Source organism: Flavobacterium sp. RSP49 (genome assembly GCF_003968735.1).
In the GTDB taxonomy this organism is placed as follows: domain Bacteria; phylum Bacteroidota; class Bacteroidia; order Flavobacteriales; family Flavobacteriaceae; genus Flavobacterium.
In genome coordinates, this window is record NZ_RYDN01000025.1 from 21,723 (window position 1) to 43,146 (window position 21,424).

The following is a 21,424-nucleotide window of genomic DNA, read 5'->3' on the forward strand; positions in this document are numbered from 1 at the left end:
CATCCACTTCTATTATTTCACATGAGACTAATGAATTTAAGAATAATTTTGATTTTTCATCTTCTACTTTAAACTTGAACCCGTTATTTTCAGTCTTAATTCTAAGTAATTAAAGAGGCAGCATTTTAGTTTCTTTGATTAATTCTTCAGAATTTTCTAAATTAAAATACTGATACAAACTTATATCTAGATATTCACAATCTTCCTCAGATTGTAAAAAATCAATTAGTAATTCAAAACGTTTTATTGTTGAAAGAATCAATTTTGCTAACTCAATATCGCTTTCGCAAATGCTCTTAAATCAGAAGTTGAAAAGGATGTTGTTATTACTGTTTTTACAATTTTATCAATATCAAAAAAACAAAAAATATACACAAATAAAGACACCTCATCAGCATCTTTCTTATCCCTCCCCCCTCTTAATTATAACCTGTTCTTAAACTCAAAAACCTTCTATATCTCGTAAAGACCTAATAAACAAACTACAATAATTCCTATTATTCCATACCTCAACTATAGAACGCATCGAGAATTACTCTTTGATTATGAAATTAAAAATCATTTCGCCAATCACTTCTCACTATTCCCTGTCATCCTGAGCTTGTCGAAGGACACCACTCACTTTTCTCTAAAAAACACCTATTCAATTCCCGAATTGCACACTATACTTCTTGATTTAGAGAATTGTATTATATAATTTTGTCTCCACTTCCCCACTCCATTCCGACAAATCTTCACTAATACAACACAATGGATACGCAACAAAACCAACAACGGATTAAGGTGATTTACCAAATGCTTTTTGAATTGGCAACCGGCAACCTCTCATTCAGAATTATCAAAACAGACCAAAACGACGAAGTTGATAAACTCTCTGAAATGCTTAACACTCTTGCTGGACAGATGCATGATATTATACTCCGATCAGGTTCTGTTAACCCGCATTACAGTTATCAAAACTTAGTACAAACTACATTTATTTTAGACGATAACTTTATTATCCGCAATTTTAATACACACGTACCAGAAGCACTATACTACGAATCCGAAGAATTATTTCAAGTTGACTTTGGAAAATTTATCGCACCACAGTCCTTCAGTATTTGGAATCAAAAAAAGAAGGAAGCGTCACTTGATGATAATTACCACAGCACCGTTCAGCTTATTTTTATAACGGGTAATAATAAATTAGTGCCTTCTTTTTGCACCATATCACGGCTGCGCTACAGTGACAAAATAATTGTAAACTCAATTACTACCATCTTGCAAGAATTTCTGTCAGACGCAAAATATGTGATAAAAACAGCGACAGAAAAACAATCTGAAACAGTGATTATGCAAAATCTTTATGATTACATTTTAAATCATTTGGAACAACCACTCCCAACCATAAAAGAATTAGCTGTGCTTTTTGATTGTAATGAATACAAATTGAAACTTGGATTCCGCGAATTTTTCAAAACTAGTATTTATAATTTTTATCATGAAGAAAGACTAAAAAGAGCACATTTGATGATTCAGCAAACAAAGATTCCTCTCAAGGAAATTGCCATAATGAATGGTTTTAACACCTACCTCAACTTTTATAAAGCTTTTAAAAAAAGATTTGAATACACTCCAAGTGAAGTGGATCGTGGTCCGAGTGCTGATGTTTAATTTTTAAATAGCTTAACATCAGTTTTGGATAACGAAAGTTCTGATTTGCATAACATTACAAATTTAAATGATAGAATTTTACAGTATTAATCCTGTCGAGTTATGAAAAGTTATAGCACCAAGTTCAAAGAAGTAGTTGTCGAAATAATAAGTGTTTTATTAGTTCTATTATTCGTCTATAGCGCACTGAGTAAAGTACTCGAATTCCAAAACTTTCAAGCGCAGTTGGGTCAATCCCCGTTATTAAGTGCGTATACTGGATTTATTTCCTACGCTGTTTTAATAGTGGAATTCACAATTGCCTTACTTCTTGCCTTTTCTAAAACCCGCTTTATAGGCCTTTTATCCTCTTTTTTATTAATGGTGATGTTCACCGCATACATAATTGTAATTCTCAATTATTCGTCTTTCGTTCCATGTTCTTGCGGTGGTATATTGGAAAAACTAGGATGGAAACATCACTTAATATTTAATGTTGTTTTTACAATTTTGGCAGCAACAGCTTGCTTGATTTGTACAAGAAACAAATCGAAAACAATCTTTGGATTAATAAGTATCACAATTGTAGCTCCTACCATAATAGTGGCACTTTACATTAATTCTGAAAACACAATGCATCGCGAAAATCCATTTATCCGGCGCTTTATTCAAGGTTCATCAACAAAAATTGCTGAAGTAGATCTAAAAAGTAATTCACTATATTTTGCCGGAGGAGACAATAGCACAATTTACATGGGTGATAATAAAGCACCGCTTCACATAACTGCTTTTGACACTATTTTGAAAGTCAAACACCAGTATAAAATCCAGTTGGAAAGAGAAAATTTTCCATTCAGTGCAGTTCAAGTGCGAGTTACACCCCCATATTTTTACTTGATGGATGGAACAGTTCCTGTAATTTATAAGGGAAATATAGTCAACTGGAAAGCTCAGTTAATAATGCATAGCAATAATTACTATTTTTCTAAAGCTGAAATTATAGCTCCAGACAAAATTGCATTTCGGGCACAAGAACTAAAATCATCAAACAACGTATTAGGAATCTTTACATTCTCAGATAGTCTGCAGGTACAATATGCTCCCAACCTGTTACAAAAACAAATTGATGGTTTCTTTGATACAGATGGCATGATACACTATGATTCAAGACTTCAAAAATTGGTGTATATCTATTATTATCGCAATCAATTTATAGTCGCTGATAAAAACGGGAACTTAGAGTATCGAGGAAACACGATTGACACTACAAGTAAAGCAAAACTCAAAGTGACATTTATAAAAGAGACAGGACAACGAAAAATCGCTTCTCGTCCATCCACAGTAAACCAACTTACTGCCGTGTCTGGTAATTTACTCTTTATTAATTCCAAGCTAATAGGACGCTTCGAATCAAAAAAGATGTGGAAGCAAGCAGCAATTGTAGATGTGTACGACATCGAGCGAAACATCTATTTGTTTAGTATCTACATTTATGATGTAAATGGAGCCAAAGTGCAATCCATGCTAATATCCGGAAATAATTTGTTTGCAATAATTGGTCACCACGTACACAAATACCGTTTGGGTAAGGATTTTTTCAATATCCCTAAAGCCATGATTTACAATACAAAACAATATAAATAATTTACTGGCGCTAGTGACAGGGTTGAGACTGAAAACCTGTAAAAAAGAGTAAGTCAAATTTGTAATTTAATTTTTTTTACTATGAAAACAATTGTAAAAGTGATTCTGCCTGCATTGGCATTCACATTAGCGAGTGCTGCAGCGGTTAGCACTAATGAAGCTAAAATCAAGGAGTCAAAAAAAACAGTTTTAATTTCGGGATACATTCAGAATCCTTCCCCTGAAGACTGTCTCCAAGTTAATGTTGATTGTACTCCTGTAAACACTGGTCAGCTTTGTATGTCCAGTGAGGCAACCCCCAGACAAGTTTTTGATAAAAACGAAGGGAATGCTTGTAGCGTCAACTTATTCAAAGTGATTGACTAGAAGCAGAAATTGTAAGATGCAGTTTCCCGCAAAGGAAAATGCATCTTATTTTTTACTACTATTCCATAATGGTTAATCAAACATTTACGAACTCCAATAAACTACCAACATAATAATAATAATAATGATCTTTATCCACCTCTTCTCCCCGCCCTTATAATTTTACTCCAAAAAATCACGGTAAGGATTTAAGCGTTGGCGACAGGGAGTGACCCCCGAGTCGAGTGTGAAACACGGGCGGCTGGGGTCGCGATAGGAAAATGTGTTCGATGATTTTTGGAGCAAAAATATTCTGGCTTGATTTTTTGTTTCTTTTGAAATCGTAGATTCACGAACTCCAATAAATTATTAACTCGTGAGTAATCAAGACAAAAGAAAAAATACCCTTAATAAAAATAAAAACTACTCCTCTCTATCCGCTTTCATCCATTCCGCCTTTACCTCACCCTTCAAATAATGACCAAGCCAATCCTGAATTTTATAGGTCAAATCAATCTGATTTTTAGGATTAAAAAAAATATGACCATCATTAGGATATACTAACATAACATGCTCTTTTTGCAATCGCCTCAGTGCCGCATAAAAAGTTGCTGCTTGCCTGGGCTGCACATTTTGATCTAATACACCTGCCCAAGTCAATAATGGAGTTGTAATCGATCTTGCGTTAACTAAAGGAGAATTGCGATAATACGCATCACGATTCTCAAAAAAAGAAAATCCCATTCGATACTGTTGGTTCTCATACCGCCACCCATCCATGGTATTGTAGTCAGTATTTATAGTAAAATAATGCCCCATAGTGTCCGAAACTCCGTTACCACTTATGGCCGTCGCAAACATGGAAGTCTGAGTGATGATAAAATTGGTCTCATAAGCCCCGAATGAATGCCCCATCAAGCCTATCCTTCCGGCATCAGCTATTCCCATTGCAATGACTTTAGTAGCTGCCTTCGTCACACAATCTACGGCAGAAAATCCTGTATTGCCTTTTTCAAAAGCAATATCTGGCAACAGAACAGCATATCCGTTGCTAGTGAGATTCGTTATATTAAATCCCAAAGTATTGTATTGTGTAGGATTGACATAACTATTGACTTCACGTGATACTATTTCATAAATATAAACCACCATGGGATATCGCATGGTCGAATCATAACCTGCGGGATAAAATAAAGCCCCGTTCAAAATTCTGCCTTTACTATCGGTGTAATGAATCATTTCCGATTTCCCCCATTGATACAATTCATGATGTGCATTACTTTGCGCCAAAACAGTAGCCGGTTTATCAATACTGCGTCGAAACATCAAGCTGGGAGGTCGATCAAAGCGTTGCGTAACATAGACAAAAGCATCAAGCTCTTTGGTCTTTTGTAATTTACTGATAGAACTATTATCCATTACAAGAGGCACCACACCCTTTTTATGTTGTAAAGTGTAATATCCAATTGATCCTCCATATAAATCAAGTACCGTAAGCAATAGGTTTTTTGAAAGGTCATATCGAAAAATTCCTTTACCTTTATAATTAAAATCATGTCGATCTGAAAGGGCTGAAACATCAAAACGAAAACGCAACTGATTTTCTTTACCATCGGTGAGGCGTTTTCGTACCAGTCCATCAGGAGAAATGGCCCAAATATCATGATAGTCATAATAAAGTCCCCATTGATTGTCTGTAGTCCAGCCGGGCTGTCCCCAAACATTCAATTGGTTTCCAGGATCAGTGGCACTGTTATCCCATGATACATCAAGTCCCTTGGTGACATTAGTATGGGTTTTCTGTTTTAGATCATAAACCCACCAATTACTTTCTTTATAATAGTTAATATACCGTCCATCAGGCGAAATACCCATGTGATTAATAAGACCCGAATGTCCCTTTAAGAATAATTCCCGTCTACCGGTTGCAAGATGTACCAGATAATAATCCATATCGGCAATCCACTTATATTGTGGATTGTACTGCAAAGGATCAGCCACAAGAGCATAATCTTGATTACCGCTCAACATCACCCAGCGCTGCTCCGCAGTACTGATTTGACGCACAACAGCACTCTTAGGATACCAAACAGCAAGGTATTGTGGATACTTTACTGTAGCCGATAACTTCCGGTCGGGAAATATCATTTTGTCTTTTGCATGCCAAATTTCCACTGCATCTACTGACATCCTATTATGTTTGGATACTGCAGCCGTTATCCCGAAAAATACCTTTTCTCCATCTAGTGATAGTGCTAACTCAACATTTTGATTAGGCGCAATTTTCATAGAAACGGGAAAATTTGCATCCATGCTATTTAAAACATACTGTTGCCCCGATTCAATATCATGATAATAGAGCTCCTCCTCTCCCTCATTAACACCATAAAAAACAATTACTTTTCCTTTATGTTGCCATCGTAAAACCTTAAAAGTCTGAGTTTTTTGTGGAATTATAAAGCGTTTGACATAAGTTCCTGCCAATGTTAGACTTCCCACTTGACCAATACCATTTTCCGTGCTCGCATAAACCAACATATTTTTAGCATCATTCAAACGGTATTCCGTCACATTCGAAATGACATCGATAATCATTCCGTCTTTTCGAATCACAAGCGGGCTACCCTGACCCTTTTCTATCGTGACAAGATAATGGGTGTCTGATGAAAAATCATAGCGTTCTACACCGGGAATTATACTCTCTTTCCCACTTCTCAAATCAATTAAGGAAAGACCTTCTTTTTTACTGCAGGCAAAAGTGCGCTCACCGTTAAAGATTCCTGCACGTCCTCCAGGTAAAGAATATTTCAGTCTGGTTTTAGTATTTAGAACAAACAAAGTGTCCGCCTTGGACTCGTAAGCCATATGATAAGTCGCCCATTTTCCTTTCGAAGAGATTTGCTCTCCGCTCATCGTTCCCCAAAGCGAATAATCCCCCTCAGTGAGTTGCCTTTTGATTGGCACCTGTCCCAAAACGGGACAGGGAACCAACCCTATTAAAATTACAGCAACAATGCTATAAACAATAGATCTAAAATAATCCTGCATTAGTAACCGGGATTTTGAGTGAGTTTCATATTAGCTAACAACTCTTTTTCCGGTATCGGCCATAAGGAATCATCCCTATTCCACGCTGGTTTTACAGCAGCTAGCACTGCATCAAGAGTCCCTGTCCGCTTCAAATCAAAAAACCGGTGTCCGTATTCGGTAAACAATTCAAATCGTCGTTCCTGAATAATAGCAGCTGCAATTGCATCAACACCAACAGCATCACTATCAGGCAATCCTGCTGTACGCCGTACCACATTCAGATCCTGCTTTGCTCCTGTCAGTTCTCCTTGTTTGGCTCGCGCTTCAGCTCTGATGAGATATAGTTCCGCCAGCCTGAAAACAATCGAATATTCTACAGCGGTTCCGGTATTGCTTTTTTGTTTGTACTTTTTGGAATGGTACCACTTCGAAGTTCCATTTGATATTGTTGCTATCCAATGTGTTTTCCTAAGGTCATTGTTTGCAAATGAATTAAACAACTCCGGGCTCAAACCGACAAAAGGTGGTGGTCCTGTCATAAAAATAAAAGCAGAACCTTCATCCGTATTATTACCCACCAGTTTGGGAATAAATTGCCATATCGTAGACTTACTCTCCTTTAGAAATGTCTTATCAATATTGTTTTCCCAAACATATAGCGAGTTATTCAAAACAGCCGAAGCAGCATTCGAGGCTTCTGCCCATTCACCATTGTATAGGTAAACGCGTGCAAGTAAGGCAAGCGCTGTAGAGCGATTGGGTCTGACCCTATCAGTACTACTATAGTTTTCGGGCAATAAGGCAATCGCTTGATTCAAATCGGCTATAATAGTATTATAAACTTCAGTTTTAGGAATTCTTGATACGAGCCGATTGGTCTCATAATCTGTGGAAGTAATATAAGGCACATCACCGTAAAGGTTTGTGAGGTAAAAGTGTACCAATGCCCTTATAAAAACAGCTTCTCCTATGTACAATTTCTTGTCGGCTTCAGAAAGACTCTTTGAGTTCTCACAACCCAATATCACCGCATTCGCGCAATATATCTGATGATAACTTTCATTCCATAATTGTCCAACAGTCGCCGTATTAGCCAGCAGTGTATTATTAAATAAGAACGAAGTATTTTCATTACTCGTGCCATAATAAACCAGTTCATCTGCATACATTCCTAAGCTGACACTACTGCCTATCGTTAATCCAGTCAGCAAACCAGTATCACGCAGTTTGCCATAAACATCCGCCATAGCAGCATTTGCCGTCATTCGGTCTTCAAAAACTAGGTTTCCGGTGAGTTGCGAATCCGGAATATCCACATCTACAAAGGAATCACATCCTACAAAGTGGAACAATATGATAAGCATCGTAATTCGTATAGTATAATTTTTCATGATATAAAATATTAGATTAAAAAGTCAACTTTACCCCTACGGCATTAACTCTCAATGGGGGCAGATAGCCACCAAATTTAAACTCTGGATCACCATTAGTATATTTGGTAAATGTCAGTAGGTTTTGTCCTTGCCAATACAATTGGCATCGCAAACCTTGGCTGAGTTTCAATGGTAAATCATACGTCAGTGAAATGTTTTTAAGACGAACGTATGAGGCATCCTGTAACGCTCCGTCACTCGTTCCAAAACGATAGTAGGCTGTTATCACACTTCCGTTCTTCCCAGCAGTATAGGGTTGTTGCGTTGCGGAATCCGCTACACTCGCCAATTGATTAACCAGTGTTCCGGGAACTCCGGGCAAGGCACCAAAAGCTTCCTGCTTCACAAACTGAAAAAGGAAGTCCAATTGCACTCCTCTATATCGGAACTGATTCGATAGCCCTCCAAAATAACTAGGCGTCAAATCAGCCAATGCCTTCCGGTCGCCTAAGGCGGTAGTGATTCCGTCACCATTAATATCTTCAAACTCATAAACGCCGGTTATAGAATTCATACCTGTATAATGATACACTTTGATAATACTCGTAGGCTCCCCCACTACATACGTATTGGCATAAGTCGAACTTTTAAGCCCAGGAAACGAAATCAATTTATTTCGGTTAACTGAAATATTGAAATTAGTAGACCACTCAATATGTTCACCAGTCAGGTTTACCGTCCGCAATGTCAGCTCATAACCACTATTCTCTACCGTAGCATCAAGATTACCGTATAACGAACTAAATCCTGTGGTTCCTGGTAACGGTGCTCCAACCAATTGATTCGAAGAACGATTAAAGTAGTAAGCAGTTGTCAGGAAAATACGATCCTTCAAAAATCCCGTTTCAAGAGCTATTTCAAATTTTTTATTACTTTCCCATCCAAATTCAGGATTAAACAATCGCGTAGGCTGCAATCCTATAGTTCCTTGGTAATTATTGCCTGTGGAAATATAGGTATCCAGAAACTGATAATCGCCTATCTGATCGTTACCCGTAATTCCGTAGCTGGCACGTAGTTTTCCAAAACTTAGGATGCTATTATCTTTCAAAAAAGCCTCATTCGAAAACAGCCATGCAGTACCTACTGCTCCAAAAGTACCAAACTGCTTACCCGGTCCAAAACGGCTCGAACCATCGCGACGACCTGTCAGATTAAGGATATAACGACTATCCCACGTGTAATTCAAACGGGCAAAAAGAGCCTGATACTTGTAAATCGTAACGTCACTCAATCGAACTGCCTTGGTAGTCGCTGAAGCCAAATCGTGGATAAGACTATTACTCGCAAACCCATAACCGAACTGATAAAGACGCTCGGTGCGCTGGTTTTGTAATGTACTTCCCAACAAGGCCTCAAAACGGCCTTTACGGATAGCCATATTGTAATGAATTTGTGGCTCCACAATCCAAGAACTGCGGTTAGTAAAATTGGTAGCAATACTTGAGGACTTACTGCCTAAACCAAACGAAGGATTATACATTGTCGAAGGCTGGGTCCGGCTCTCATTGTTATCCAAATCCGTAAAACCAAAACTTGTTTTAAATTCCAAATTTGGCATAAATCGATACGACAGTACTGTATTAGCGACAAGATCATTGATACGGGATTCGACTTCTGATTGCAATCCCGCTAAAGGATTAGTCCATGTTCCATTTTCCCAATTCAATGCTCCATTGGAATCATACAAGTCGGGAGCATTAGGAGCCAATGTGCGTGATACTGCCGTGAGATCTATAGCAGGCTGGTTATTATTTTGCGAAGTATAATTGGTTGAAAAAGTAATTTTAAAACGTTCATCATCTGAAATATGATGCATACTAAAATGTCCTGAACCCTTAGTATATTTAAAATCTCCCGGAAAAACAGTGGTTTCAGTTCGGTAATTACCGCTCAACAAATAATACGTTTTGGCGCTGCCGCCTGATACAGAACCTTGTAAAGTATAGATTTTTGCTGTACCCCCTATCAACTTATCTTGCCAATCCGTATAACGGTTCGGACTCCAAGTACCATTAACATCATAAGCTGAACTTGGATATACAGTTACACCATCATTAACGAATGCCTGTTTTCGCATCGCAAGATATTGCTGGGTATTCATAAGTTTTGGAGTATCGGTCACAGTACCAAAACTGCTGGAGGAATTAATACTAAAACGAGTGACTCCGGCCTTTCCTTTTTTAGTAGTAATCAAGACCACACCATTAGCACCGCGTGAACCATAAATAGCTGTGGCATCAGCATCTTTTAAAACCTCTATACTTTCAACATCAGAGGGATTGATCGAATTCAATGGACTCGTTAAGGTTGGTGCAGTACCTGACGTAGCGATGGAACCAATGGTTTCGGAAGAATAAGGCACACCATCTATAATATACAGTGGTTGATTTCCATCCGCACGCAAGCTGTTTTTTCCCCGAATTTTGATAGTAAAAGAACCTCCCGGTGAACCACTATCTTGCACAATATCCACCCCAGCCATCCTTCCCTGCATCGTAGCAAGCACATTTGTTACTGGTTGTGTTTCAATATCCTTAGCTGTAATACGGGCAATACTTCCGGTGCGCTCCTTTTCTTTGACAGAATAGTAACCCGCATTAATTTTCACTTCCTGCAGTTGGGTCGCATCTTCTTGTAATTGTATGTTGATTGTTTTTCGTCCGTTTATAGACTCTGTAATGGTTAAAAACCCCATAAAACTAAAGACTACTATATCGTCTGCTGATGCAGTTAGCGTATAGTTCCCGTTAAAGTCCGAAATAGTTCCAGCTGTAGCTTTTCCTTTTACGGAAATGGTCACACCGGCTAAAGGGTTTGTACCATCAGTGATAGTACCACTGACTTGCACTTGCTGTTGAGGTATAATTTTTTTTGTTACCGTCGCAAAAGCGGAAGGGTTGATTGTTGCGGCATGGGCAGGAAAATCGCATAAGCAAATTCCTAAAAGCAAAGGAATCGCCGGCCATCCCTTGTAAAATGAAAATATATTCATAATTTTGGTTTAGTTAAATGAAACGTTAGTTTTGTTAGCATTGGTCCTCTATGCAGTTGTCCAGACGGTTGGAGGGCCTTTTTTGTCATTGCGAAAAGTTGCGATGCACGAAGCAAAGCAATCTCATTTCGAGGTTCGACGCACCCGAGAGAAGCAAAGCAATCTCAATATTATTATTCTATCATAGGCATAATTTTTAATTAGATTTATATTTAGGTTCTTGTCTCTATATTCTACGTTCTAAATTCTTTAACCCAATTCAAAATTTAAAATAATTAATAACCTCTATTCACCTGACGATGTGAATTTTAACATCAGTTCAGTTCACGCTATTATAACCATAAAACCACATGAACATCGTTGCTATAAAAAGTATAATTATTCCTATTTTTATTTGTTTGTAGTATTTCATAGTAAAAATTTAGATGTTATAAATCCAGTTGTATTGTTAGAGTAATTTGCTGTAAGAATTATATAAAGGAAGTTTGATTTTTTGCATTATTGCCATCACTCTTCATCACAATTCAAAATTTAAAATAAAAATGACTTCTTTATTATTGTCTTTTGCTTCTCACAATTCACAATTATAAAAAAAGAACCTGCACTGAAACACTAACTCAAAATAAAGAAACAGCACAGGCATTAAATAAATAGTATTTTTTTTATTTCATAGTTATGGTTTTTTTAGCGGTTAAAACTGCTGCGAGACTATGAAAAAGGATGAAGCGGTGCTAAGAATAATAAGAGAGTAATGTGCCAATTGGTTTAAAAAAGGAGCGCAGACCCAGCTTAAACGTTCTCGAGGCACTAGTAATACCTACACACGAATAAGTGAGCCCACGCCCTTTTAGGCGTGAGCATTTGCACTTATCATCTCGTGTGTTTAAAAGTTACTAGTTTTCGAGAACGAGATTCAAAGCGAATGCTTCTAATATTTTTATAAGAAGTATCGCAAATATATAATAATTCATCAAATATAATAAAATAAAATTGTAATCCAAGTGGATTACAATAATTTATAAGATTATCGCAAAATTGCAGTATGGCAGAAAGAACTCAGGAAGATATTATACTTAAAGACATGATCGCTGATAGAATTGAATTCCTTCGATTAAAAACAGGGATGTCTCAGGTAGATTTTGCAAAGGCAAATGATATTGATAGGCAAATGATAAATAGATGGGAAAGTAAAACAAATAAAAGAGGTGTCACAATTTACACAATCCAGAAATTTTGTAATATGCTAGGAATTACTCTAGACCAATTTTTTGACACAGATGCTTTTAAAAAGAAATGAAAAGATGCTTAGGCATCTTTTTTTATTTATACAAATTCTCCCAAATTGCATATTGAATTTTCCAAAATGCATATCGTATTAAAAATAAAAACACATATTTTGAACTTAATTAAAGATTCAAAATATGAAATGGTACGAAATTATAGGAGTGATTGTGATATGGATTTTAGGTCTTTATATGAGAGGGAAGTTTTATGAGTCCTTGAGGAATAGGCATTATAATGGTAGCTGGAAAAAGAGGGATAAATAGAAAAGATGCCACATTGGAATTAGCTTACTGTTATACTCTTTAATTAAAGTCAAAATATCACTAAATGTGGGTATTGTAACAATAGTTTTAAAAGTCTTTATTTACGAACTAGAATATATAGCTTCAGATATGGTCAAACTTTAAAAAAAGCGTTACTTGTTGATGTTATATACAAATTAGCTGACATTAATTAAAAACCCATGATAAAACACAAAATTATTTTACCTAATAGAAATGGTGAAAAATCAACCGAAGAAATTGAATTGTCCAATAATCTAGTATTAATTGGAGCGAATGGATCGGGTAAAACTCGTTTAGGTGTTTTTGTTGAAGAAAAATTACAAGAACATATTACTGTTCATCGCATTAGTGCTCAAAAAGCACTAAAACTCCCAGACTACGCCCAAATTAAAAATCTCGGTCAAGCACAAGATGAATTTTTAGTTGGCTATTCTGGTACAGCATTGCAATCTAATGGTATAGCTTGGGCTAAAAATAGTTATCGTTGGCAAAATCAATCACCAGCGACCTCTTCATTAAATGATTACGAACAATTGCTTTCACTTCTCTTCGCTAAAACTACTGAACGAGATAGATTACATACGGAAAAAACTCGAACACAACAAGTATATATAGAAGTTTTCGATTCAGTAACAGATAAAATAGTAAAGATATGGTGTGACTTAATGCCTCACCGCTCACTTAAATTTTCAGATGGACAAGTTTTAATCAGTAAAAAAGATCAAAAGGAATATCATGGTAAAGATATGAGCGATGGTGAGCGAGTAATTCTATATTTAATCGGGTCGTGTCTTTGTGCTCCAGATAACTCAATTATCATTATTGATGAGCCTGAAGTTCATATACATAAATCAATTGTTTCTAAATTATGGAATAAAATAGAAGAAAATTGCCCAGAAAAATTGCTTATTTATATAACACATGACCTTGATTTTGCCACATCAAGAAGTGATGCTACAAAACTATGGATAAAGGCTTATCATGGGGAAAATATTTGGGAATGGGATTTTATTCCAGTTGAAGAAAGTCTACCAGAAAGTCTATTCCTAGAAGTCCTCGGTAATAGAAAAAATATAATTTTTTGCGAAGGAGAAAATAATAGTATAGATTCATCTGTTTATCAATTAGTATATCCTGATTATCATATTATGCCACGTGGCGGTGGAGACAAGGTAATAGAATCAACAAAAGCTTTTGTAAATAATCCTAGTTTACATCATCTTGTAGCACATGGTCTAATAGATAGTGACTATAAAGAATTAGAAGAGAAAGAAATATTACAAGGTCATGGAATTTATACAATTCCAGTGGCTGAAATTGAAAACCTATATTGTATTGAACCTATTATAAAGATTATTTCGATATACCTTGGTCTTAATCCAAATGAAACATTTGACAAAGCAGTTAATTTTATAGTGGAATCCCTAAAAAGTGAATTTGATGTTCAAGTTTCTTCAAAAGCTGAAAAAATTATTGAATATAAATTAGGTGCTTTTTCAAAAAAAGATCATACTGCTGAAGCTTTAAAATTAGCACTTGATGAAACCTTAAGTCGAATAAACATTGACGAAATTTATAAAATATCGGGAGCAATGTTTCAAGACGCTATAGACTCACGCGATTATGCTAAAATCTTATTAATTTATAATCGCAAAAGTTTGCCAACTAGGATTTCGGGCATATTTGGATTAGCGAAAGGTGAGTATGAAAAATTGTTAGTGAGATTAATGAAGGGAGATAAACAGGAAGAAATTGTTAGTGCATTAAAAACCTATTTACCCAGTTTTAACGGCAGCTAACAGCTAAGGGTTCGTTAGGCTTGCAAAGCCAACAATGAACCCGCGGTTGAACGGAACCGCTCTACTTCCACCACTATGGGGATATCGATATATAAGTTAGGAGGATTTCAAGAGGATTTGAAGACCTCTTTTTTTTGGAGAGGTTTTAAGCTTGTTTAAGCTTGATTTTTGAGTGTTTTTCTTCACTTTTGTGCATAAGTCATCTTACCAATAAAATTAGCTTTCTATTGTATATTCAATTTAAGTCAAAATATCACTAAATGTGGGTATTGTAACAATAGTTAAAAAAGACTTTATTTACGAACTAGCATATATAGCTTGAAATATGGTAAAACTTAAAAAAAACCGTTACTTGTTGATGTTATTTACAAGTTGGTGGTAATGGCTTCGAAATAACAGACAAAAAATATTTCAACAAAAATTTAACTTACTAACAACCAAATGGTTTAACTCAATTTAAAGATTAAATTTGTGTGTAATCTCAACCTTTAAAACAAAAAAAATTATGGCAAGATGTACAGCACCAGTTCGTGGACATCAAACAGCAAGCGGGGCAGCTGCCTGTCCAGCATGTAGTAGTAGAAGTTATCGCAGTAGCTACCCTTCATATCCATCAACATCGTATTCCTCATCAGGAAGTAGTGGAGGAAGTGGAAGTGGAAGTGGAAGTGGCAGAAGTAGTGGTGGTACAAGAAGTTCAAAGCCTCGATGGTCACGACCTAGTTCTCCAGTTTATTATACATCTGCTGAAGTATTAGCACTTACACCAATCCGCCGCACAGTTGAGAATCTGGTAGAAACGAAACCTGACCTTAGAGATGTATTTCTCTGTCATGCTTGGGACGACAGACAAGATGCAGCTAAAGAACTCCACGATTTACTTGTTTTGAACGGGGTTTCTGTTTGGTTCAGCGAGAAAGATGTTTCACTAGGTGTACCATTAATGCGTGCCATCGACAAGGGTTTAGCAAACTCGCGAATCGGACTAGTATTAGTAACTCCTGCCCTACTTCGTCGCCTTCCTCTAGAAGGTATCGCAGACAAAGAACTATCAGCGTTACTAGCAACAGACCAGCTAGTTCCAATAGTCCACAATACAACATATGAAGCTTTACGAGATGTCAGTCCACTTCTTGCATCGAGAACAGGTTTGAGCACTGCAGAAGAATCAATGAAAGACGTTGCTGCCAAACTTGCAGAACTTGTCGCATATGAACCTGCAAAAACATAATGCTGTCTATTACAACAAAAATGTAGTGCCACTACCGTTAACATTCACTTAAAGCTAGCTGAAATTTAGTGGAATTACTGTTTCGCATCAAGTTTTCGTTAAGCCGAAAACTGAGCGTTTAATAACTTCCAGTCATCTCAAAGTGGCATAACGTTGTGCGATATTTACAAAAAAACCGAAAATATAATGATAAGTTTAAAAGAAAATATTGAAGAGAAATTATGGGATTTCGTGAAGAAAAATTATAATTCTGAAAACTATTCAAATGCCATTTTGGATTCTATTCAATTTGTTGGTGATTTAATTAGAGAAAAATCAGGACTTGACGGTGATGGAAATACATTAATTGGCATAGCATTTGGTGGTGATAATCCAAAAATAAAACTAAACAATCTCCAAACTGAAACTGAAAAAAATATCCAGAAAGGAATTGAACAAATATTTCGTGGAATATATTCTGCATATAGAAATCCAAGAAGTCATTCAAAACTAGATGACAATGAAAGTGATGCAAATGAAATAATAATATTTGTTAACCATCTTTTAAAAATATTAGATAAATCAAAAGGTAAATTCTCTACAGAAATTTTTTTACAAAGAGTCTTTGATAAAGACTTTGTAGAATCTAAAAAATATTCAGATATATTAGTTGAATCAATACCTAAAAATAAATATTATGAAGTTGCAATTGAATTGTACAAGCAAAAAAGTTTTGGAAAAATTCAAAACATAAGATTTGTATGGAAAAGTATTTTTCAAAAACTTAATGAGTCTGAAAAGAGAGAACTTTTTAAACTAGTTTCGGAAGAATTAAGATTTGAAGATTTACCAGAAATAGTGATTAAGAATTTTGCTCTTTTTGATAATACTTGGGAAAAAATAGATGAAGATGCAAGATTAAGAGCGGAAAATAAAATCATTAATCTGATTACACTTGCTGAAAAAAACATCTATGGACAAGTAACAAAAGAAGGGATTTTTGCAACTTGGCTAACTTCAATTATTACAAAATCCGAACTAAAAGATTCTATTGCATTAAAAGTAGAAGAATCTTTACTCTCTAGAAACGAAAACAAGCAAAGATTTATTTTGGAATATTTTGGTAGATACTTAAAAACATTAGATGAATTCTTAATTATTAGTTCATTTGATGAAATATTCATCGATGAAATTAAAAACGGAAATAAATTAATCTATGATTTTATAAACAAACGTTACAGTAATGAAGATAGAGATAAGTTCAAAGAATGCTTAAGTAGTTTTAAAGAAATAAAACTTAAAAATTCGGAAGAAGACGACTTACCGTTCTAAAAAAATATCGCACAACAGCTAAGGCTCGTTGGGCTTGAAAAGCCAACAATGAACCCGCGGTTGAACGGAACCGATTACCTGCTGTCAACACCATGGAGTTATCGTAAAAAAATTAGAGAGAATATCAAGAGGATTTATGAACCTCTTTTTTTCTGGAGTGGTTTTAAGCTTGGTTTTTGAGTGTTTTCCTTCACTTTTGGGCATAAATTCCTTACCCTTAAAATTAGCTTTCTATTGTACATTCAATTTAAGTCAAAATATCACTAAATGTGGGTATTGTAACAATACTTATAAAAGTCTTTATTTACGAACTAGAATAAATAGCTTGATATATGACAAAACTTTAAAAAAAAGCGTTACTTGTTGATGTTTTTTACAAGTTACCACTAATTATAAATGAAATTTACAAATGAACAATTAAATGCAGAAGGAATAAGACAATGGAATTGGATTCAAAAACAATTTCTAAATTGTCCACTGCTCTTGGGAAATGGATTTAGTTTAAATTTTAGTTCAAGATTACTTTATAGGAATTTATATGAAAAGTATATCGAAACTTGTCCGAAAGATGTTGAAAAACTCTTTGCTGAATTTAAATCTACAAATTTTGAAATTATTTTAGAACACCTGGATTCGACAGAAAGAGTTTGTAGTGCTTTAGAAATAGAACAACATAAAATAACTCAAAATAAGAATTTAATTAAACAAGGGCTAATTGATTCGATAAATCGAATTCACCCAACACCTGATGAAATAAAAATAGACCAGATAAAACTTGTTGCAAAAAAAATTAAAGAATTTGATCAAATTTTCACCACAAATTATGATTTATTTCTTTACTATCTGATTTTAGAAAGTAAAAAATTCGGAGACTATTTCTATATGCCATTTTTTGAAGACGAGAGATTTAAACGATTTAACACTGGAGACATTTTTAAATCAAATCATATTTATTATTTACATGGTGCCCTGTTTGTCTTTAACAAATCGGTTGATACAATAAAAATAAAACGTGATGAGAATTGGTTAATTGATGTAATTACAAAAGAAATTTCAAAAGATAATTACCCTCTATTCATTAGCGAGGGGACATCAGAAATGAAATTAAAAGGTATTCAATCAAACAATTATTTAACATATTGTTTTCGCGAATTAAAAGAAAACAAAAACAAGAATCTTGTAATTTATGGACAATCATTGAGTGACCAAGATTTGCATATTGTAAAGGCAATTGATGAAAATTATGATAAAGTAGCCTTTTCAATTAGAATATCCGAAAATAAAACAATGAATGAACTAAAATCTGAAATGAACAGAATTAGATCAATATTAAAAAATACTGAAGTTGAATTTTATGATTCTTCTACTCTATTTGAATTTGAATAAAAACTATTGGTAACAGCTTTGAGCTAGCTGGAATTTAGTGGAATTACCGTTTCGCATCAAGTTTTCGTTAAACGGAAAATTGAGCGGTTACGAACTTCCAGCAAACTCAAGGCGGTATAACGTTAGCAACAACCTTAAAAAAACCGAAAATTATTAATATTTATTTGATGAAAAAATGTTCTCGATGCAATAGCCAAAAAACGATTATTTATTCTACACATAAATTTCATAATATCTTGCAATGTGTAGATTGCAATAATTTAATTCTTACAACTCTTGGCGAATGTTGTAATGATCCTTTTTTAAATGTTACTATTGATAATAGAAATCCTGAAAGGTTGAGGCTTCATAGACAATGTCAAAATTGTGGAGGTTGCGTGGATAGAAATAAACCGTTAAGTCAAAACAATATTCAAAAGAAATTAGATTTAAATTTAGTTATCCGAACTATAATAATTGGGCAAATGAACGTAAAGAAAATTCAACGCAATTGTGGGAGTTTGTAAAGCCATTAAATTATAGCACTTCAAGATTTGCAAAATATACCGAATACTTGAGTTCTAATGCTTGGGCATTAAAAAGAAAAGAAGTTTTAATTCGGGATGAAAATTTATGTCAAGTCTGTAAAGAGAAACCTGCTGAACAAGTTCACCACAAAACTTATGAAAGATTATATGATGAAGCGTTGGAAGATTTAATTTCTGTCTGCAAAAATTGTCACGACGAAATCCATAGAGAAATTGATGAAAAGCGACGCGCTGAAATAAGACAAATGATCGATGAAGGCAATTACTAATCGAGTAGACGGCTCCGCCAGAAACTGACTGAGTGTGCCTCACACACCACCGTACGTACGGGTCTCGTATACGGCGGTTCGCAAAGTGATGGATTGAATTCAATGTAGGTTTCCAGCGTAGACCGATACCCTTTCTTCTTGAGCCGTAGTAGGGTAATTGTAGAAGTTAGAATCGGACTTTGGGCAATGCGCCAGCCTCCGCTCCGCATTCTATGACTTTGAACTTTTTTTTAAATTCTTAAAAAACCTAAACGCAATAAAAGTCTCCTGACTTTTCCGTGAATTTCATTCTAAGTCCCAGCGCTTCGAGGTCTCCCGACCTCGAACTTTTGCTACCTACACCACCTGCTAAATATCCAATTGCCGAATCACACACCATACGATTTGATGTAACCAATATAAAATTATAGGTTTGAGGTCTTAATCAAATCTATAATCACAATGCAGTGGTATGAAATTCTAATAGCAATACCAGTTATAATTGTAGGTGCCTACATCTGGGGTAAAATTTACGAGTATAAAAAGGATGAGACATTATTTTGATTGTAACCAATCTTTTAAACTAATAACTTTATTATTTCCATTTACTGCAGGGAAAATAACATAAATACCTTTATTCCTGTAATTCCCATTGAAATACTGATAATATTCTATTTCATAAATATATGGGTAAATTTCTAAATATTCTGAACCAGAAAAAGCTGAATTATCATTTTTGACAGGAAGTATAGCGATATTATTTATGTATTTAGCAGCATCTCCTAATCCTAATTCCCAATTACACCATTTAGAAGTAATAGCTCCTTCTGTAGCTAACAAAAGAAATTTATCATTTTCTTTTATTTTTTCTTTTATTCTTACAGCTGTATTACCACATGTTGTTTTTGGCATTCCTTCATCAAGCCAATCAACATATACTTGAACACCATGATTATTCAAAAATGAAACAGCTCCTTCTAAATTTTCTAATTCATCATGCTTATGTGATAAGAAAATTTTAGTTTTTAAGAATTTTGATTCATTTTTAAAATTTTTCAAACTTTCATTTAAACTAAGATTATAACTCTTTGTTGATTTTCTGTAACCTCTTAATTGCGAAACATTAATTAAACTCATAATCAATCTAGATTTATATGAACATCATACTGTTCTTTATTATTTTTTATATTTATTGCTATATGTATGTAATCGTTATAATTTGTTCCATCCATAAAATCACTCCACTTTATAGTTTTAAAAAAGGAGGGTTCATCATTTATATGAATTTTTATTCCATTACATTCTCTAATTTTTTCCTCTTTGATATTAAAGGTGTTATCTTTTAATAATTTAAACAATTTCCCTGTGAAACTAGTCGTACAATTACATTCTGTATTATGCATATAATACCAGTCATAAGTATCTGTTTCATCTGGTAAAACAACTCCAAGAATTGCGTTCATTTGTTTGGTATAACTTCCCGTAGGAATTGTCCGTAATGAATATGACACTTCCCAAGGAATCCATTGATCATTTTCATTGTTACTCGTTTTCATACCTTTAGATATTAAAACAATTGTTACAGAACTTTGTCTAATTTTATTTTTTAAAGATGTTTCAATAGCCCCATCTGAGAAATCAACTAAACTTTCTCCATCCTTTTCTCCAAGATTTATATGATCCTTTCCTATTGTATCTTGAAGCAAGTCAACATAATCTCGAGCTTTTGTTTTTCGAAAAATTGTTTTAAAATTTCCTTGTTCATCAATAACTAACTTTCTTTTTTTTAAATCCTGAACCTGTTCATCAGCATATTTATATGAAACAAAAATTTTTCTTCCCATTATTTAGCAATTTTTTGAATTATTGAAATTATTTCTCTAACTGATTTGTTTAAATCTCCTTTGTCTAATTTTAAATTTGAAATATCACTAAACAATTCTTCTGTTAGATTGTACCTACCATAATCTTTAGCTATTTCTTCAAATATTTCTTGAGCCATATAACCAGTATAAAAAATTGGTATTGGAACTAAATCTTTTTCGATCGCTATTTCAAATTCTATTTTTACTCCTTTTGCATTGATAATTCCATCTTCGGTATCCTTATTTCCAAATACTATCAAAATAATCCCAGCTCTTGAAATCATATTATGTCTATATTCCTCCCATAATTGTTTTAAATCTTTTCCACCTTAGATATTCCGACGAAAGTACACCACCCATTCCGGAGCAAAGTACACCACGATTCCGCAACAAAGTGCGCCATTTAT

At 34.7% G+C, this 21,424-nt stretch carries 14 protein-coding genes and 1 pseudogene; 9 read left to right on the plus strand and 6 right to left on the minus strand.

What is annotated here, in order from left to right:
- Positions 1-750: 750 nt before the first annotated feature.
- The 3 genes from EKM02_RS11485 (at position 751) to EKM02_RS11495 (ending at position 3,645) form a co-directional block, all read left to right on the plus strand.
- Positions 751-1,656, plus strand: coding sequence for a helix-turn-helix transcriptional regulator (locus EKM02_RS11485; RefSeq protein WP_126455271.1), 906 nt, complete (start codon positions 751-753; stop codon positions 1,654-1,656).
- A 102-nt stretch (positions 1,657-1,758) separates the two neighbouring features.
- Positions 1,759-3,279 carry a DoxX family protein gene (locus EKM02_RS11490; protein WP_126455273.1) on the plus strand — a complete coding sequence of 507 codons (1,521 nt, stop codon included), beginning with the start codon at positions 1,759-1,761 and terminating at the stop codon, positions 3,277-3,279.
- Between the two features lie 81 nt (positions 3,280-3,360).
- Positions 3,361-3,645, plus strand: coding sequence for a DUF6520 family protein (locus EKM02_RS11495; protein WP_126455275.1), 285 nt, complete (start codon positions 3,361-3,363; stop codon positions 3,643-3,645).
- 402 nt (positions 3,646-4,047) lie between these two features.
- Here the strand turns inward: EKM02_RS11495 and EKM02_RS11500 are convergent, their stop codons facing one another.
- The 3 genes from EKM02_RS11500 to EKM02_RS11510 are packed head-to-tail and all read right to left on the minus strand — an operon-like array spanning position 4,048 to position 11,082.
- On the minus strand, positions 4,048-6,672 hold the full coding sequence (locus tag EKM02_RS11500) for an alpha/beta hydrolase family protein (RefSeq protein WP_126455278.1): 2,625 nt from the start codon (positions 6,670-6,672) through the stop codon (positions 4,048-4,050).
- The gene (locus EKM02_RS11505; protein WP_126455280.1) at positions 6,672-8,045 is read right to left on the minus strand and encodes a RagB/SusD family nutrient uptake outer membrane protein; all 1,374 of its coding nucleotides are present in this window, start codon (positions 8,043-8,045) and stop codon (positions 6,672-6,674) included. Before EKM02_RS11505 ends, EKM02_RS11500 begins: the two co-directional genes overlap by 1 nt.
- Before the next feature lie 16 nt (positions 8,046-8,061).
- A complete protein-coding gene (locus EKM02_RS11510; protein WP_126455282.1) occupies positions 8,062-11,082 on the minus strand; it encodes a SusC/RagA family TonB-linked outer membrane protein in 3,021 nt (1,006 codons plus the stop codon).
- A 1,042-nt stretch (positions 11,083-12,124) separates the two neighbouring features.
- On the opposite strand from EKM02_RS11510, the gene EKM02_RS11515 reads away from it, so the two are divergent.
- The 6 genes from EKM02_RS11515 (at position 12,125) to EKM02_RS11540 (ending at position 19,173) form a co-directional block, all read left to right on the plus strand.
- Positions 12,125-12,379: a helix-turn-helix domain-containing protein gene (locus tag EKM02_RS11515; RefSeq protein ID WP_126455284.1), complete on the plus strand. Its 255-nt coding sequence runs from the start codon at positions 12,125-12,127 to the stop codon at positions 12,377-12,379.
- Between the two features lie 450 nt (positions 12,380-12,829).
- Positions 12,830-14,449 (plus strand): DUF4435 domain-containing protein, encoded by a 1,620-nt coding sequence (locus EKM02_RS11520; protein ID WP_234423188.1) that lies wholly within the window; start codon positions 12,830-12,832, stop codon positions 14,447-14,449.
- Positions 14,450-14,954: 505 nt separating this feature from the next.
- Positions 14,955-15,680, plus strand: a complete 726-nt coding sequence (locus EKM02_RS11525; RefSeq protein ID WP_126455286.1) for a toll/interleukin-1 receptor domain-containing protein — start codon at positions 14,955-14,957, stop codon at positions 15,678-15,680.
- A 186-nt stretch (positions 15,681-15,866) separates the two neighbouring features.
- Positions 15,867-16,991, plus strand: a complete 1,125-nt coding sequence (locus EKM02_RS11530; protein ID WP_148103539.1) for a TIGR02391 family protein — start codon at positions 15,867-15,869, stop codon at positions 16,989-16,991.
- A 396-nt stretch (positions 16,992-17,387) separates the two neighbouring features.
- On the plus strand, positions 17,388-18,377 hold the full coding sequence (locus EKM02_RS11535) for a DUF4917 family protein (protein WP_126455290.1): 990 nt from the start codon (positions 17,388-17,390) through the stop codon (positions 18,375-18,377).
- Between the two features lie 490 nt (positions 18,378-18,867).
- On the plus strand, positions 18,868-19,173 hold the full coding sequence (locus tag EKM02_RS11540) for an HNH endonuclease (RefSeq protein ID WP_126455293.1): 306 nt from the start codon (positions 18,868-18,870) through the stop codon (positions 19,171-19,173).
- 534 nt (positions 19,174-19,707) lie between these two features.
- Here EKM02_RS11540 and EKM02_RS11550 read toward each other — a convergent pair.
- The 3 genes and pseudogenes from EKM02_RS11550 to EKM02_RS11560 all read right to left on the minus strand — a co-directional run.
- Positions 19,708-20,289: a toll/interleukin-1 receptor domain-containing protein gene (locus EKM02_RS11550; protein ID WP_126455295.1), complete on the minus strand. Its 582-nt coding sequence runs from the start codon at positions 20,287-20,289 to the stop codon at positions 19,708-19,710.
- Positions 20,290-20,291: 2 nt separating this feature from the next.
- On the minus strand, positions 20,292-20,996 hold the full coding sequence (locus EKM02_RS11555; RefSeq protein WP_126455297.1) for a TIR domain-containing protein: 705 nt from the start codon (positions 20,994-20,996) through the stop codon (positions 20,292-20,294).
- Positions 20,996-21,328 (minus strand): annotated as a pseudogene (locus EKM02_RS11560) (hypothetical protein); the annotation flags it as partial. The gene EKM02_RS11555 and the pseudogene EKM02_RS11560, both read right to left, overlap by 1 nt.
- Positions 21,329-21,424: the final 96 nt, after the last annotated feature.